Below are 17,078 nucleotides of genomic sequence, written 5' to 3'. Positions count from 1 at the left end.
TGCGGTGCGCCTCGTCCCCCCTCATGCCTGCTTGTTCCATAAGACCGTCGAGGTTTTCATCACTCCAACGGCGACGGCGAACAGCAACAAGGTAAAACCTGCCAGCAACCATGGCGACGGCAAGGACGGCCGTGACACCAGCATGAACGCCAGCGACGGCGCGATCATGACGCCGATATTCACGCCTGCCGAGTAGTAGCCAAGGTTGCGATCCACCGTGCCACGGCTGGAGATGCTGCTGATGTAGTGGGTAATGCCGGGGAACACGATCATCTCGCCAAGGCTCCACAACACCGTGGCCACCATCAACAGTGCCGCCACCTGTCCGAATCCCATCAAAAAGAAGCCAACGCCCGCCAGCAGGAACCCTGCAACCAGCGAGCGGCTACTGGACACGTGTGCCATACGCAGGTTGATCGGCACTTCGAACATAATCACTAACAGTGCATTGATGAAGAAGATGACGCCCACGTAATACGTAGGCAGCGAGGTGTAATGGATGATGAAGGCCGACAGAAACGTGGGGGGCAAGGCGTAAGCCACATGCACCGGCAGTGCCGCCAGCAATATCACCAGCAGCCGCGAGCGTTCATGGGCCGCCACCTCGGGCAACCCCTCGCCTTTGCCGGCGACAGGCAAGCCCGACGTCGTGGGTGTTGCTCGCCCGAACATCAGGCACGCACCTAAGGCCAACAGCGACAGGGCCGCGTTGATGTAGAACACCGCATCCGCATTGCGCAGGAACACCAGGCTTCCCAGCAAGGGCCCGATGGCCATCCCGATATTGATTGCGAGGCGGTTACAGGAAAACGCCACTTTGCGAGCATCCAGCGAGCTGTGAGCAACCGTCTCGGAGTACGTCGCGGGCGTGAACGCTTCGTAACAGGCGCCCCAGAGAAAAGACAGCAGCAAGAGTGCAAGGGTGTTGTCCACCGAAGGGATGATCAGCAGCAGCAACGCATTGAACAGCAGTGAAGCCAGGATCACCCGATGCGCCGAGAAACGCTTGATGACCGCGCCGATAACCAGGTCGGTGCATAACGCTCCGGCACCGTACAACCCCACCAACAGCCCCGCAGTGCCCGACGATACGGCGTGTTGCTGGATCAGGTACGCCGCATAGAAGGGAAACGCGAGGGTCCCCATACGGAACACCAAGGTGATCATGAACAGTGACTGCAGCCGAGCATTCAGGCTGCGCAAGGCTCGGTAAGTGCCCATCATCGGGACACCCTGCAACCGGTTTCGCAACGTTTCATGGAAACACTCCCTCGCCATGACGATGCCGGCTCATCCGGCATCGGACTCAATAGCGGGGAAACGTAATGCACCTCTGCCCGGCCAACAAGCTGCCCATATGGACAGGTAGACAGCAGCGCCGGACCCGTTCGGGGCTTATGACGGGGAACGTATGTAACCCAGTTCCAAGGCCCTGCGAACCGCTGACTTGCCGTTGGTGACGTCCAACTTGGCGAAGATGTTGGTCATGTGGAATTTGACCGTATGGGACGTCATGCTGGTCAGGAGCGCCACCTCGTTGTAGGTCTTGCCCAGGCTCGACCAGGACAACACTTCAGTCTCCCGGGGAGTCAGCACGTTAGGCCGCTCAACGGGCGGGCGGTTTTCCAGGGCCTCGTCATAGACCGACACCAACAACATCTGCAGCTCACTCTGGTTCGCCAGCACTGTCTCGCGAAACTGCTGGCCTTCACCAAAGCTGCAAAGGTTAAGCACCGAGTAGAAGCCCTGATTGCCATGCACGATGAAACTGGCGCCTTCGCCCACCGGCTTGCACGGGCCCGGCACAGGCACCGCGTCGGCGGCAGGTTTGAGCAGGTTTTCGTCACTCCAGAAAAACGGCTTGATGCGTTTGCGGGTGAGGGAGACCAGCCGGTCGCGCCGATAAAAATCATCGGCGGTGTCGGACTGCTCCAAGGCTTCGGGGTAGTTGGAAATGATCTCTGCTTCATCTAGCGTCGGCCCGCACTGGTAGACCTCGAAATGTCCCAGCCCGCGCCGGCTCAGTTCGACGTCGAGTAATTGCCGCACGGATTCGGGCGCATCGTGGGGTTGGGCATTGCGTCGCATAGGTATCGTCCTTGATCGTTACTACGGAATGAGCCCGGCGACCTGAGCTGAAGGCTTCTATCCCGAAGCGCTTGAGACAACGTCGACTCATCGCGTAAAAAATACGCCGTAAAGGACGAGAATGAAACAGGTCTCAGGGGCTTAAATACTCACGATCTGCTGCGCGAACACCTCGCGAAAACGCTGCATTTCCTGCTTGTTACCCACCGTCACCCGCACCCACTGCGGCCAGCCTTTAAACACTCGTCCGATCAGCACACCCTGCGCCGCCAGCTTTTCGATCACCTGCTCCGCCGGCTGCTTCACGTCGATCATGAAGCAATTGGCCTGGGAAGCCGTGCAGGTGAAACCACGCCCCTTCAACCAGGCTACGGTTTCATCACGCAGTTGATTGTTGAGCGCCTTGCGTTGTGGCAACAGCTTTACGTCCTCCAGGCTGGCCAGGCCGCCGAGCAAGGTGGTGCCAGCCGGCACGTTGTCGCCGCCAAACACGGCCAATCGCTCCAGCAACGCTGGATGCCCGATGGCCAAGCCCAGGCGGGCGCCGGCCATGCCGTAGATTTTCGAGAAGGTGCGCAGCACCAGCAGGTCGTCGTGGTCCTTGACCCAACTGACCACGCTGGGTACGTCGGCGAAGTCGATGTAAGCCTCGTCCACCACCAGCACACTGCCTTGGGGTTTGTTCGCCAACGCGTGGCGGATGGCCTCGGTCGGTGTAATGGTGCCAGTGGGATTGTTGGGGTTGCACAGGTAGAGCATGCCGGCCTGCGGATCGGCTGCGAGCATGGCCGGAATGTCGTGAGCATGCTCGGCATCCAGGCTGACTTCCTTCACCGGCGCCTTGTTCGACTCGGCGGCCTGGCGCGGCACTTCATAAGACGGTGTGGCCATCACCAGGCCGCGGGTTTCGGTGGTGAATGCGAGTACGGCATAACGCAACGCGGCCATGGAGCCTGCAAACACTGCCACCTGTTCTTCGGCAATACCCTGCTGTTGGGCAAATAACCCGGCCAGCGCGTACATGTGGTTGTAGGGATAACGCCCGGACGTCGCGATACCTCGCTGCATCGCCTCACGCGCAGCGCCTGAGGGGCCGTAGGGGCTTTCGTTGTAGTTGAGGCGTACCTTGTCAGACTTTGCTGGCGGCGGCGCTGCCATCGCCCAATCCAGCCGCCCCAGCAATGGCAGGGCAGCACTTATAGCGAGAAGGGACCGACGACTAACGCTGACCATGTGGCAACTCCTTGTTGGCGAGGGATGGATTCGCACAGCTCGTACTCAAGGGTATGACGATAAAAATACCCAGGGATTTAAACCACCGCCCAAGAAAAAGCCCCGCGCTTCTCTCGAAGGCGGGGCTTTTTCACTGCGGGACCACTCAGTGAGCGTAGGTCAGCAACAGCTCTTTCGGCACTTGGAAATCCAGGGACATCATCACGCTGAGCGCGGTGATGGTGAAGATCGAGAACACGAACAGCTTGCGTGCCCAGACGGTGTCATCCACCGCCTTGTAGCCGGTCCAGGCCATGTACAACCAGTACATGCCCATGGCGGCGGCGACGGCAAGGTAGCTCATGCCGGCGTAGCCACTGAAGGTCAACATCAAGGTCGCCACGAGGAAGGCCAGGATGTACAGCAGGATGTGTTTCTTGGCCACCTGGATGCCACGTTTAACCGGAAGAACCGGAATCGACGCGGCCAGGTAGTCATTGAAGCGGAAAATCGCGATGGCGTAGGAATGCGGCATCTGCCACAGGCTGAACATCACCAGTAGCGTCAGCGCGGCCATGTCGAAGCTATTGGTTACAGCCACATAACCAATCACCGGCGGCATCGCCCCCGACAGACTGCCCACCAGCGTGCCGTGGACCGACTTGCGCTTGAGGTAGAGGCTGTAGAGACCGACGTAGATGACAAAACCGATCACGGCAAACAGCGCCGCCAGCGGGTTGGCCACCTTGTACAACAACGCCACACCGGCAACACCCAGGACGGTCGCGTAGATCAGTGCCAGTTTCAGGGAGATAAGGCCCTGCACCAGCACGCGATTCTTGGTGCGTTCCATCTTGATATCGATGTCACGGTCGATGCAGTTGTTGAACACGCATCCGGAAGCTACCACCAGGGAAGTGCCGATCATTGCAGCCAGGAAGATGGCCAGATCGACATGTCCCTTGGAGGCCAGGAAGAAACCGCCCGCCACAGAAAGCACGTTACCGAAAATGATCCCCGGTTTGGTGATTTGGATAAAGTGCTTAAGCGACATCGGGTCTTACCTCACTTCGCCATCATGAACGTATGGATGCTGAACATGATCCATATCGACAGGCCAACCAGCAGCAGGATTACCAACCCTGCGAACACGAACGCAATCACGTTATCGCGTTGCTCTTTGGAACGGTCCAGGTGCAGGAAGTACACCAGGTGAACCAGAACCTGAATCACCGCGAATGCCAGCACGATCATCAAAGTGATCGACTTAGGCAGGGTCGGGTACATCACCAGACCGAACGGGATGAGCGTCAGGATTACCGACAGGATGAAGCCGATGGCGTACGACTTTACGCTGCCGTGGCTCGCATCATGGCTGTCATGGTCATGGGAGTGTGCATTAGCCATTACAGAGTCCCCATCAGGTAAACAACGGTGAAGACGCAGATCCAGACCACGTCCAGGAAGTGCCAGAACAGGCTCAGGCAGCTCAGGCGAGTCTTGTTGGTGTTGGTCAGGCCGTGTTTATTGACCTGATACATCATCACCGCCATCCACAGCAGGCCAGCCGTTACGTGCAGACCGTGGGTACCTACCAGCGTGAAGAACGCGGACAGGAAGCCGGAACGGTGCGGGCCGTAGCCTTCGGAGATCAGCAGGTGGAACTCGTTGATCTCCATGCCGATGAAGCCCAGGCCGAACAGGAAGGTCAGTGCCAACCAGCTCAGTACGCCTTTCTTGTTGCCCTTGTAGAAGGCCAACATGGCGAAGCCGTAGGTGATCGAACTGAACAACAGCAAGGCGGTTTCGCCGAGCACGTAAGGCAGTTCGAAGATGTCGTGGCCCGACGGGCCACCCGCTACGTTGTTTACCAGTACCGCGTACACCGCGAAGATCGACGCAAACAAGATGCAGTCGGTCATCAGGTAGAGCCAGAAACCGAAAACGGTCATCGGCCCCGAGTCGTGGTGATGGTCATCGTGCCCATGGTCATCGACATGGGCGTGTCCAGCATTGGTCACTAAGTTCGACATGGTTTAAGCCTGTTCCAACGAGGTTTCTACACGGTTGGCCGGGATCTTCTTCTCGGCTACCAGGCGAGCGTGTTGCTCGGCTTCGATGCGTTCGATCGTCTCGACCGGCACCATGTAGCCTTGATCGTCACGCGCGGCGTGAACGATGAAGTAACCGATAGTGCCAACCAGGCCCACGATTGCCAGCCACCAGATGTGCCAGATCATCGCGAAACCGAACACGGTCAACAGCGCACCCATCACCACGCCAGTGGCGGTGTTGTTTGGCATGTGGATCGGCTCGTAGTGCTTAGGACGCTGGTACGCAGTACCGTCTTCCTTGGCTTCGGTGAACGCATCAATGGTGTTCGCAGTAGGGATCACGGCGAAGTTGTAGAACGGCGGTGGCGACGAAGTCGACCATTCCAGGGTGTGGCCATTCCATGGGTCGCCGGAGTCGCAAGCGTTCTGCTTACGGTCACGGATGCTCACGTACAGTTGGATCAACTGGCAGGCGATACCTACAGCGATCATGATTGCACCGAACATGGCAACGTACAGGTACGGCACCCACTCAGGGTTGGTGGTGGCGTTCAGACGACGGGTCATGCCCATGAAGCCCAGTGCATAGAGCGGCATGAACGCGACGAAGAAGCCCGAGATCCAGAACCAGAACGCAGCCTTGCCCCAACCTTCGTGCAGCTTGAAGCCGAACGCTTTCGGGAAGTAGAAGCTGAAACCAGCGATGTAACCGAATACCGCACCACCGATGATCACGTTGTGGAAGTGAGCGATCACGAACAGGCTGTTGTGCAGGACGAAGTCAGCACCCGGGATGGCCAGCAGTACGCCGGTCATGCCGCCGATGGCGAAGGTCACCATGAAGCCCAGGGTCCACAGGACCTGGCTGGTCATGCGCAGACGACCGTGGTAGATGGTGAACAGCCAGTTGAATAGCTTCACCCCCGTCGGGATGGAAATCAGCATCGTCGCCAGGCCGAAGAAGGCGTTGACGCTGGCCCCCGAACCCATGGTGAAGAAGTGGTGCAGCCATACCATGAAGCCCAGTACAGAGATCGCGCCCGATGCGTAAACCATCGAGTGGTGACCGAACAGGCGCTTGCCGGTAAAGGTCGAGATCACTTCGGAGAAGATACCGAACGCTGGCAGGATCAGGATGTACACCTCAGGGTGACCCCATGCCCAGAACAGGTTCACGTACATCATTGGATTGCCACCAAGTTCATTGGTGAAAATGTGGAAATCCAAGTAACGGTCAAGCGACAGCAGCGCCATGGTAGCGGCCAGGATCGGGAACGAAGCCACGATCAGGACGTTGGCCCAGGTGCAGGTCCAGGTGAAGATCGGCATGTCCATCAGTTTCATGCCAGGGGCGCGCATTTTCAGGACGGTGGCCAGGAAGTTGACCCCCGTCAATGTCGTCCCGAGTCCTGATAACTGTAGCGCCCAGATGTAGTAGTCCACACCTACGCCAGGGCTGTATTGCAGGCCCGACAATGGCGGATACGCAACCCAACCGGTCTTGGCGAATTCGCCGACGCCCAGGGACAGGTTGATCAGCACAACGCCGGAGACCAGCAGCCAGAAGCTCAGGGAGTTCAGGAACGGATAGGCAACGTCACGGGCACCGATCTGCAGCGGCAAGGCCAGGTTCATCAGGCCGGTGAAGAATGGCATCGCCATGAAGATGATCATGATCACACCGTGGGCGGTGAAGATCTGGTCATAGTGTTCAGGCGGCAGGTAGCCAGGCGAACCCTCGGTGGCCATGGCCAACTGGGTACGCATCATGATGGCGTCGGCAAAACCACGCAGCAGCATGACCATGGCAACGATGACGTACATGACACCGATTTTCTTGTGGTCGACAGACGTCAACCACTCGGTCCACAGGTAGGTCCACTTCTTGTAATACGTAATTGCTGCAAACAGTGCCAGACCACCCAGCGCGATCATGGCGATGGTCACCATTACGATCGGCTCGTGGAACGGGACCGCATCCCAACTTAATTTACCAAACATCGTTTACTCCTCTGCCCCAGCAGTTGAATGCGAGCCCGTGTCAGAACCTTCAACCGCGGCCACTTCTTTCTTCTCGTGCTTGACCGGCTTGCCTGGCTTCATACCTTCGTACTTGTCGACGATTTTCTGAAACAGGTCCGGCTCATACGCGGAGTACAGAGCGACTGGGTTGTTCTGGCTTGGTTTGGTCAGGGCGTCGTATTCAGCTTGATCAAGCTGTTTAGGTGCGGCCTTGACTTCGGCTACCCAGGCGTTGAAACCTTCCTGGCTCGTCGAGATCGCTTTGAATTTCATGCCGGTGAAGCCAGCGCCGCTGTAGTTTGCGGAGATGCCTTCCATTTCAGCTTTTTCGTTGGCGATCAGGTGCAGGCGAGTCTGCATGCCTGCCATCGCGTAGATCTGACCGCCCAGGGCTGGGATGAAGAACGAGTTCATCACGGCGTCGGAGGTGATCCGGAAGTTCAGCGGAGTGTTCTCCGGGAACTGGATTTCGTTGACCGTGGCGATACCCAGGTCCGGGTAGATGAACAGCCACTTCCAGTCCAGCGCGACCACTTCGATGTTGATCGGCTTGACGTCGGACTCCAGCGGACGGTACGGGTCCAGCTCGTGGGTCGACTTATAGGTGATGTAACCCAGGGCGATGATGATGAGGATCGGCACCAGCCACACTGCGATTTCAATCTTGGTGGAGTGCGACCACTTCGGCGCGTAGGTGGCGCTGGTGTTCGACGCGCGGTATTTCCAGGCGAAGGCGAAGGTCATGATGATCACAGGCACCACAACCAACAACATCAGCAGGGTGGCGGTGATGATCAGGTTTCGTTGATCCAGACCGATCTGTCCTTTTGGGTCCATCAAGGTCCACTTGCAGCCTCCCAGCATTAACATCATGCCCAGCAGCGGCAAAAAGCCTAGTAATCGGGGGTACCTGTTTTTACTCATCTCACGACCTCTAAAGCAGCTTGCGCAATGCAGTTGGGTTTTGATCGCCAACACTTCACCCTGCCAAGGGTTGGCATTTCTCTTCGATTGAATAAGAGCCTGCCCATCACGCCATCTGTGGCGTTTCACGGACCTGCGGTGAGTTCTTATTCGATTTCGTGGTTAAAGGCCTTGTTACAGACCAATTCCATTTGGTGCGGATAGTTGAAAGGCTGTCGGAACCTTGGGGTCGCACAGAGCCGTCCATCTGCCCCTCGACCGCTCCAGTGCTCAAATATTGAACAGCACCGGACATTCAGTGCGGGCGATTGTAGTTAGCTAGCGATGTATAAACCATGTCTTATAAAGAAATAATTTTTATCGATTACAGCAATAATCCTTCACCAATATTGCAAAGGTTCGCGATCTTATCGCGTTAGATTCTCAACAAAAACCACAAAAATTGCCGTGTTATAGGGCAATCCGCCACAGTCCTTACGCGCTGTAAGGGCATGCCAAACCGATGCAAGCCCCCATAAAACAAGGCATTCGGACATCACCCAATTGCTGGCGCGGCGCGAGGTCCGTGGCCACGTCAGAACCACGAACTGACAGCACATCTTGGCCGTTTTATGCAAATTTAAGCGGCCGTTCGGCGGGTCAGAAACGTCCTGCGGCAGCTTCCGTGTGACAACATGTCGCACACTGCGCACACCCAAAGTTGTCCGGCGTCACGCTCTGTTCACAAATCCCTACACGCAAAAACGCCCCGGCCTTCGCTCAAGAAGGACCGGGGCGTTTCAGGAATGGGCTCAGGATTTGCGCTGGCGATTCCGGTAAATGCCCAACGGCACCAGGATCACCGTCAGCACGAACGCGACCAGCGCCCACTGCGCCAGGGACAGGCCCAGCACGGGCGGATACGGGGTGCTGCAGAAGCCGTCGACCTGGAAGCCCAGGGGAAACACCTTGGCCAGTGGCAGGTCATCGACGATCGGTTGCAGCACATCGATGCCGCAGCTGACCTGGGGGAAGAACTGGGTGTACACGTGGTGACCGGCTGCGGCCACACCGCCGAGGGCGCTGAGGATCACCAGCCCTTCGAAAAACGTGAGCGCCCCTTTAGTGCGCATGGCTGCGCCGATGAACGCGAAGATCGCGATCAACAGCAAGGCGTAGCGTTGCAGGATGCACAGCGGGCATGGCGCCTCGCCCAGTACCACCTGCATATACAGCGCACCGCCGATCAGCGCCAGGCAGATGATGCCCAGCAACACCAGAAAGCGCCGCTCCCTGCCTAAACGCAATTCGTCACTCATCACCGTTTCCCTTTGTTTGGTTGTGCCAATGGCCGCAAGTTTACACACAGGGAGTGGTTTAAACAGAGGGGGGTTAACGGGGGATTAATCTGCGGAAATGTTGTAGTGGACTGTGGCGAGGGAGCTTGCTCCCTCGCCAAAGGATAGGTGTATTTATTCCAGCGCCGCAGCCGGGCCGAAGAACTCGTAGCGACTTTGCTTCTCTGGCACGCCCAAGGCCTTGAGGTGGCGCTTGATCGCGCCCATGAAGCCTTTAGGGCCAAGGAAGTAGGCATCGATGTCGCGCTGCTCGGGCAACCACGCCGCAAGCTGTTCCTGGCTGAGCAAACCCACCTTGTCCGCCGCCGGGCTCACGCCATCATCTTCGGAGTAGCAGTAGAAGCGCTTGAGCTGCGGATGCTGTGCTGCCAGCGCATCAACCCAATCACGGAACGCATGCACCCCGCCATTGCGCGCGCAGTGAATGAAGTGCACCGGGCGCTGGGTAGCCAGGGCGGCTTCGAGCATCGGCAAGGTTGGCGTAATGCCGACCCCGCCACTGATCAGCACCAGCGGTTTGTCACTGGCCGCCAGGATGAACTCACCCGAAGGCGTGAACAGATCGATGGTCGCGCCGACATGCAGTTGGTCGTGCAGGTAGTTGGACACCCTCCCGCCCGCTTCGCGCTTGACGCTGATGCGGTACAGGCCCGAATCGGTCAGGGCCGACAGCGAATAGTTGCGGCGCACTTCCTCGCCATCGAGCACCAATTTCATGCCGATGTATTGGCCTGGCGCGGCGGCGAGAATCGGGCCGTTATCTACCGGGGCAAAGTAGAAGGAGATGATTTCGTCACTCTCCACCACGCGCTTGACCACGATGAACGGCCGCGCGCCGCGCCAGCCACCGGGCGCCTGGGCTTTCTCGTCATAGATCGCTGCCTCGGCGCCGATCAGGATATCCGCCAATTGGCCGTAGGCCGCGCCCCAGGCACTCATCACTTCAGGGGTCGCAATCTCGCTACCCAGCACCTCGGAAATCGCGCGCAGGAGGCAGGCGCCGACGATCGGGTAATGCTCCGGCAGGATCTGCAAGGCCACATGTTTGTTGATGATCTTGGCCACCAGGTCACCCAGTTGGTCCAACTGGTCGATATGCCGCGCATACATCAACACGCCATTGGCCAAGGCGCGGGGTTGGTCGCCGCTGGCCTGGTGGGCCTGGTTGAACAGCGGGCGAACTTGCGGGTACTCGGAAAGCATCATGCGGTAGAAATGGGTGATCAGCGCTTCGCCGCCGCTTTCCAGCAGGGGCACGGTGGATTTGACGATGGCACGGTCTTGGGCACTAAGCATGGGAGCCTCCTGGGCTTCTTTACTGATTGCCTCTACCTACTCAGTATTCATGCCAACTAATAAACCTATATATTTCAATGACTTATTTAATGTGTAGTCAGTATGACTTCCTACAAAGTATAGTCATAAGGACTACAAGGAGTCATTATGACTGCGCAATCGCTGCTCACCACCCTGCTGCCCCTGGTCGCTGACCTGTCCCGCGAACTGCCCGAAGGCGAGCGTTACCGTCGCCTGTTACAAGCCATGCGCGCCCTGCTGCCCTGTGACGCCGCCGCGCTGTTGCGCCTGGACGGCGAATGGCTGGTGCCGTTGGCCGTCGACGGTTTGAGTGCCGACACCCTGGGTCGGCGCTTCAAGGTCAGCGAACACCCACGTTTCGCCGTGTTGCTGAGCAGCCCCGGCCCTACGCGATTTGACAGTGACAGCGAACTGCCCGACCCCTATGACGGATTGGTCGATGGCCTGCACGGGCACCTGGAAGTCCACGATTGCATGGGCTGCCCGCTGTTCGTCGACGATCAGCCCTGGGGCCTACTGACCCTGGACGCCCTCGACACCGAGCGCTTCGAGCGCGTGGAACTGGATGCCCTGCAAGCCTTCGCCAGCCTCGCCGCGGCTACCGTCAACGTGGCCGAACGCATTGAACGCCTGACCCTGCGCGCCGAAATCTACCGCGAGGCCAGCGGCCAGCAGCACAAGGAGATGATCGGCCAGAGCAAACCCCACAAGCGCCTGGTGGAAGAGATCAAGCTGGTGGGCGGCAGTGACCTCACCGTGCTGATCACCGGCGAAACCGGGGTGGGCAAGGAATTGGTGGCCCAGGCCATCCACGCCGCTTCGACGCGCGCAGATAAACCGCTGATCAGCCTCAACTGCGCCGCCCTGCCGGAAACCCTGGTGGAGAGCGAGCTGTTCGGTCATGTGCGCGGCGCCTTCACTGGCGCCTTGAACGAACGCCGTGGCAAGTTCGAACTGGCCAACGGCGGCACGCTGTTCCTCGATGAAGTGGGCGAACTGTCACTGACCGTGCAAGCAAAACTGCTGCGGGTGCTGCAAAGCGGTCAGTTACAACGCCTGGGCTCGGACAAGGAACACCAGGTGGATGTGCGCCTGATCGCCGCCACCAACCGCGACCTCGCTGACGAAGTACGCAATGGCCGCTACCGCGCCGACTTCTATCACCGCCTCAGCGTCTACCCGCTGCAAGTGCCGGCGCTGCGCGAACGCGGGCGCGATGTGTTGCTGCTGGCCGGTTTCTTCCTGGAACAGAACCGCTCACGCATGGGCCTGGGCAGCCTGCGCCTGACCAGCGACGCCCAGGCGGCGCTGCTGGCCTATAACTGGCCGGGGAATGTACGAGAGCTGGAGCATTTGATCGGACGCAGCGCGCTGAAAGCCTTGGGAAACTGTCGCGAGCGTCCGAAGATTCTCAGCTTGAATGCCCAGGACCTGGACCTGCCCGACGTCAGCGCACCCGTGATCGAAGCACACACCGAGGTGATACCCGTTGTGACAGGCGACCTGCGCCAAGCCACCGAGCACTACCAACGCCAGGTCATCAGCGCCTGCCTGGAGCGCCACCAGCACAACTGGGCCAGCGCCGCCCGCGAACTCGGCCTGGACCGCGCCAACCTCGGACGGATGGCCAAGCGCCTAGGGCTGAAGTAAGGCTTTCTCGGTGGGGACAGGGACTGGCTTGGGCTTACGAAACACCAACACATTACCCAGCATCACCAGCACCAACCCCGCCAACGCCGGCGCGGTCCACTGGTAGCCCTCGGCAAACGCCGAGACATTCAACGCCACCACCGGGAACAGCACGGTGCAATACGCCGCGCGCTCCGGCCCCATGCGGCCAACCAGGGTCAGATACGCGGTAAAACCGATCACCGAACCTGGGATCACCAGGTACCACAATGCGCCGACATACCGCGCACTCCAGTCCATCTCAAACGGAATCCCGCGCACCATGCAATAGGTCGCCAGCATCAACGAACCATACAACATGCCCCAGGCATTGGTCGTCAGCGGTCTCAGACCGGCCTTCTGTTGCAGACTCGAGAGCATATTTCCCGCTGAGAAACACATGGTCCCCAACAGTGCCAATCCCAAGCCAAGCAAGGTCTGCGGGCTGGCGGTATGCCCCACCAGTTCCGGCCAGAACAGCAGACCCAAGCCCATCAAGCCCAACCCGCCGCCCATCAACACGTTACGCGCCACCCGCTGGCCGAAAAACACCCGTGCGTTCAGCGCATTCCACAGCGTGGCCGTAGAAAACACCACCGCCACCAACCCGCTGGGAATCCATTGACTGGCCGTCAGGAAGCACATGAAGTTCACGCAAAACAGACACAGCCCCTGGGCCAGGCAGATCAAATGCCCGCGCCGGTTCATCACCTGCAACTTACGGCTCAGCAACAACAGCGCAAACAACACCAGCGCCGCCAGGCCGAAGCGATAGACGATGGACACCGGAATCGCCACCACGCCCAACTGCCATTTAAGGGCGATCCAGGTGGTGCCCCAGATCAGCACGGTGAGTAAATACAGGGAAAGGTTCATAGCGGGCTCCATCGATTGAGCCACAGTGTGGCCCGCGATCCATGCCGCGCTCTTGCACAATCTTGCGCTTTTGTCGGGCGATGGGCGCACAGCACGCGCCGCGCGGAGTAGGATGCAAGGCGTCGGAGAGTACGAACCATGCCTGATCTGGAATCCCTGCAAGTCTTTCAAGCCCTTAACCGCTCGCCCAATGCACGCCTCGAAGCGTGCGCCGAGCTCGGTGACGGCTTGTCTGCAGCCTTGTGGAGCAACCATCACGATGCCCAGGATTACCAGGCGCCCAGCCATCACACCTTGTCCTGCTACATCGGCGGCGGCACCGGCACCTTTCGGCGCGACCGGCCCGGCACCAAGGGCGGGCCCGACAAGCTGTGCATCCTGCCCGCCGAGCATCAGTCGGCCTGGGTGATCAACGGCGAAATCCGCCTGGCCCACGTGTACTTCAGCCCGGAGCAATTCGCCCTCGGCTGCGTCACCCTGCTCGACCGCGAACCGCGCACCCTGCAACTGCGCGAAAGCACCTTCCTGGAAGACGCCAGCCAGGCCCGGCGCTTTCACCAGTTGATCGCGCTGAACTGGCACGAACCCGCCGAGCGCCTGCTGACCAGCAGCCTGGCCCACGAAATGCTCAGCCACACCCTGCTCAGCCAGGTCGGCGCCCGCGAGGGCCTGCGGTTGAAAGGCGGGCTGGCGGCGCATCAGCGACGGCTGTTGGTGGAGTACATCGACCAGCACCTGGAAGACCCGATCAGCCTGGGCCAACTGGCCGGGATGTGTGCGCTGTCGGAATACCACTTCGCGCGGATGTTCCGACAAAGCTTCGGCCTGCCGCCCCATCAGTACGTGTTGGCCCGCCGACTGACCCGCGCCCAGGCCCTGTTGCGCAGTGGCGCCCTGCCCTTGAGTGAAATCGCCTTGATGTGCGGTTTCTCCAGCGCCAGCCACTTCACCCATCGCTTCCGCCAAGCCATGGGCGCCACGCCCGGCGAGTACCGACAGGCGTTCTGCGCCTAGGTCATCAACCCCAACGTCTTGGCCTTGGCCACCGCTTGCGTGCGCCGCTCCACGCCGAGCTTGCTGTGGATACGCCGCGCGTGGGTCTTGACCGTATGCAGGGAGATGAACAGCCGGTCGGCGATTTCCAGGTTGGAATAGCCCAGGGCGATCAACTGCAGCACTTCCAGTTCACGCTGGCTGAGTGGGCTCTCTACCGCTCCCGACGCTGGCGTTTGCGGCTCCAAGCCCAGCTCGCTCAATAACCCCGGCGAGCGCAAGCGCAGCTCGCGAACCGCCTGCTGCACCTGGCAGCGTGCCGCCAGCGCCAGCCCGGTTTGCAGCGAGCGGCGCGCCAGCGCGGAATCACCGATTTGCCAGGCCACTTCGCCCAGCACCAAGTGCAACTCGGTTTCCAGGCAGAGCATGCCGCGCTGGCGGGTGGTGTCCAGCAAGGCCGTGAGCCGCGCCACTGGCTGATCGGCGCAACCCAGTTTCACTTCCGCCAGCACCAGCAGGTACTCCAGACGTGGCACCAACTCCAAGGTGGCGGGGGGCGCCTGCCGGGCCTGAGGCCCACGGAAGTGGCGAAGCACACGGCGCACCGCCTCCACCGTCAGTTCGGCACGCCCCTGCTGCAACCAGAAATGCCCGCTGACCAGCAGCAACACCGCGCGGTACACCGTGTCGGGCACCTGACGCTGTTGCATCAGCCGCTCGGCATCGCGCAGCTGCACAAAGGCCTGGGCGTAATCGCCACGGTTGGCGGCCAGCAGGGCCAGGCCGAGAAATCCGTAAAGTACGCGTTTGTCCTGGCTGTGCAGGCACATCTTCAAGCCCGCCTCGAAACACTCGGCCGCCAGGCTGTCCTGCCCTTGCCGCAACGCCAAGTGCCCACGCCGCAGGGCAATGCGCCCGACCAAGGGCCCGGCCTTGAGGCGCTGCTTGAGCAACATCGCCTGCACATTTTCCAGCAGGCTTTGCGCCCGATAAGGGGCGCCACGCTGCTCCAGCAGTTGCGCGTGGTCCAACTCCAACAAGGCTTCGAGCAGCAACGAGCCGTGGGAACGTGCCAAGCACAAGGCTTCGCGACTCAGGGCTTGGGCAACGTCCAGTTCACCGCGCAGCAAGGCTTGCTGGGTCAGGCCCGAAAGGCACATCAACCGCGACGTCCAAGCGCTGTCGGGCAAGGCTTGCAGCGCTTCCAGAAAATGCTCGCGAGAGCGCTCGGCATCACCGCCCAGATGCAGCAACCAGCCCCACTGCGCCTGCCAGCGCGCCAGCAGGTAGCGCTGTTGCGCCGCCGTCGGTTGCGGCGCGAAGCGTGCCAGTTGATGGATGCATTGCGCGGCTTGCTCGAAGCGCCCGGCGAACAGCAACGCCGCCGTCAGCAACCCGACCAATTGCGCCGAGCCGAGCATCAGCTCATCACCCTGCTGTTCATGCAGGCGCAACAGCAGCATCGCGTTCTGCTGGCGGAACAAGTCTTCAAAACTGAAGTGCTGCAACAGGCTCACCGCCACTTCGTATTCTTCGGCGAGCAAGGCTTGTTCAAACGCGGCCTGCCAGTCCTGTTCGGCGGTGAACCATTGGCAGGCGCGGCGATGCCATGAACGCTTGGCTGGCCAGGGCTCGTCACGCAGCAAATCGGCGAGGGGTGGAAAGACCTGCAGCCACTCGGTGTCTTCCCAAGGCTGGATAAACGCGCCGAGGGCTTGCAGATCGTGCAAGTACTGATCGCCGTCGCCAAAGCCGAACAGGTGCTCGCACAACCCTGCGTTGAAACGCGGCAGATGCGCCAGCACGCGCCAGGCTTCGGCCAGCTCGGCTGGCAAGGTGCTGAACAGCTCGTGTTGCAGGTAATCGAGCAAGGTCTTTTCCGGGTGGCCGTCCCCCAGCAAGGCGATGCGCGTACCGGCACACCAGCCGGCACTGAACTGCAACACGCTGTCGACGGACTGCCCCGGCGCATGAATGAGCAATTGCTGGACCTCGGCAGGGCTGAACGCCAAGTCTGCGCCAAACTCCAGCAGCTCATCGTCCAGCAGCAACCTCGGCCAATTGCACAGCGGGCGACGCCGCGCGCCCAGCCACCAGGTCAGGGCCGGGCTGCTGGCAGTGAGCAGGCGATCCAGCAAGGCGTCGGTGTCCGGCGCGGGCAAGCGGCAGAAGTCATCGAGGAACACCCACGCCGGGGCCTGCCAACGCGCAAGGTCCGACAGCAGGGTCGCCTCATCGGTGAACGGCAAACCCAGGTTCTGCCCCAAGCGCTGGCAAAGATCGAGGGGGCTCAGGGCAACACCATTGAGCGGCAACCAGTACACCGGGCAATCCTTGGGTGCCTGCAACGCGCACTCGGCGAGCAGCGCGCTCTTGCCACTGCCGCCGGGCGCGCACAGCAACTTGACCCTGACCCGCGCCACCAGCAAAGGCTCGGCCAAGCGTGGGCGCAACAAATGATGGGCGGACAGCCGAGGCATGAATCCAGGACGGTCCAGGCAGCGTGTCATGGCGGTCATTGCTGCATCCTGCTTTTTTATTGTTATGCAACGTGGCGCCTACCCTAGTCCTGTGGTCGGCGGTTGTT

14 protein-coding genes are annotated in these 17,078 nt (G+C 60.2%); 2 read left to right on the top strand and 12 right to left on the bottom strand.

All coding sequences use genetic code 11. The features are described from left to right. Nucleotides 1–21: 21 nt before the first annotated feature. From H096_RS00385 to hmpA, 10 genes are all read right to left on the bottom strand, one after another. Entirely contained in the window at nt 22–1,221 is a 1,200-nt protein-coding gene (locus H096_RS00385) for an MFS transporter (protein WP_191982984.1), read from the bottom strand. Between the two features lie 174 nt (nt 1,222–1,395). Then, nucleotides 1,396–2,088 carry a LuxR family transcriptional regulator gene (locus H096_RS00380; protein ID WP_033896218.1) on the bottom strand — a complete coding sequence of 231 codons (693 nt, stop codon included), beginning with the start codon at nt 2,086–2,088 and terminating at the stop codon, nt 1,396–1,398. 141 nt (nt 2,089–2,229) lie between these two features. After that, nucleotides 2,230–3,321: a pyridoxal phosphate-dependent aminotransferase gene (locus tag H096_RS00375; RefSeq protein ID WP_033896217.1), complete on the bottom strand. Its 1,092-nt coding sequence runs from the start codon at nt 3,319–3,321 to the stop codon at nt 2,230–2,232. A gap of 145 nt (nt 3,322–3,466) precedes the next feature. Then, complete coding sequence (cyoE, locus tag H096_RS00370; RefSeq protein WP_003194050.1) at nt 3,467–4,354, bottom strand: heme o synthase; 888 nt, start codon at nt 4,352–4,354, stop codon at nt 3,467–3,469. An 11-nt stretch (nt 4,355–4,365) separates the two neighbouring features. Next, nucleotides 4,366–4,707, bottom strand: coding sequence for a cytochrome o ubiquinol oxidase subunit IV (cyoD, locus tag H096_RS00365; protein ID WP_010206434.1), 342 nt, complete (start codon nt 4,705–4,707; stop codon nt 4,366–4,368). Next, nucleotides 4,707–5,333: a cytochrome o ubiquinol oxidase subunit III gene (locus tag H096_RS00360; RefSeq protein ID WP_010206435.1), complete on the bottom strand. Its 627-nt coding sequence runs from the start codon at nt 5,331–5,333 to the stop codon at nt 4,707–4,709. The genes cyoD and H096_RS00360 overlap by 1 nt, the downstream gene beginning before the upstream one ends. Before the next feature lie 3 nt (nt 5,334–5,336). Beyond that, on the bottom strand, nt 5,337–7,355 hold the full coding sequence (cyoB, locus tag H096_RS00355) for a cytochrome o ubiquinol oxidase subunit I (protein WP_033896216.1): 2,019 nt from the start codon (nt 7,353–7,355) through the stop codon (nt 5,337–5,339). Between the two features lie 3 nt (nt 7,356–7,358). Next, nucleotides 7,359–8,300: a ubiquinol oxidase subunit II gene (gene cyoA, locus H096_RS00350; protein ID WP_028617882.1), complete on the bottom strand. Its 942-nt coding sequence runs from the start codon at nt 8,298–8,300 to the stop codon at nt 7,359–7,361. Between the two features lie 791 nt (nt 8,301–9,091). Beyond that, nucleotides 9,092–9,598 carry a disulfide bond formation protein B gene (locus tag H096_RS00345; protein WP_033896215.1) on the bottom strand — a complete coding sequence of 169 codons (507 nt, stop codon included), beginning with the start codon at nt 9,596–9,598 and terminating at the stop codon, nt 9,092–9,094. Nucleotides 9,599–9,751: 153 nt separating this feature from the next. Next, on the bottom strand, nt 9,752–10,933 hold the full coding sequence (gene hmpA, locus H096_RS00340; protein ID WP_033896214.1) for an NO-inducible flavohemoprotein: 1,182 nt from the start codon (nt 10,931–10,933) through the stop codon (nt 9,752–9,754). Nucleotides 10,934–11,080: 147 nt separating this feature from the next. Between hmpA and norR the strand changes: the two genes are divergently transcribed. After that, nucleotides 11,081–12,604 (top strand): nitric oxide reductase transcriptional regulator NorR, encoded by a 1,524-nt coding sequence (gene norR / locus H096_RS00335; protein ID WP_033896213.1) that lies wholly within the window; start codon nt 11,081–11,083, stop codon nt 12,602–12,604. Here the strand turns inward: norR and H096_RS00330 are convergent. Beyond that, nucleotides 12,590–13,498 carry a DMT family transporter gene (locus H096_RS00330; RefSeq protein ID WP_033896212.1) on the bottom strand — a complete coding sequence of 303 codons (909 nt, stop codon included), beginning with the start codon at nt 13,496–13,498 and terminating at the stop codon, nt 12,590–12,592. The two genes, norR and H096_RS00330, sit on opposite strands and share 15 nt — an antisense overlap. 138 nt (nt 13,499–13,636) lie before the next feature. On the opposite strand from H096_RS00330, the gene H096_RS00325 reads away from it, so the two are divergent. Further along, a complete protein-coding gene (locus tag H096_RS00325; RefSeq protein WP_033896211.1) occupies nt 13,637–14,512 on the top strand; it encodes an AraC family transcriptional regulator in 876 nt (291 codons plus the stop codon). Here H096_RS00325 and H096_RS00320 read toward each other — a convergent pair. Then, the gene (locus H096_RS00320) at nt 14,509–17,010 is read right to left on the bottom strand and encodes a LuxR C-terminal-related transcriptional regulator (protein WP_033896210.1); all 2,502 of its coding nucleotides are present in this window, start codon (nt 17,008–17,010) and stop codon (nt 14,509–14,511) included. The two genes, H096_RS00325 and H096_RS00320, sit on opposite strands and share 4 nt — an antisense overlap. Nucleotides 17,011–17,078: the final 68 nt, after the last annotated feature.

It is taken from the genome of Pseudomonas sp. FH1, from assembly GCF_000510895.2.
GTDB lineage: Bacteria > Pseudomonadota > Gammaproteobacteria > Pseudomonadales > Pseudomonadaceae > Aquipseudomonas > Aquipseudomonas azotoformans_A.
Note: the sequence above shows the minus strand (reverse complement) of the source record. Positions and strands in the feature narration are given on the sequence as shown.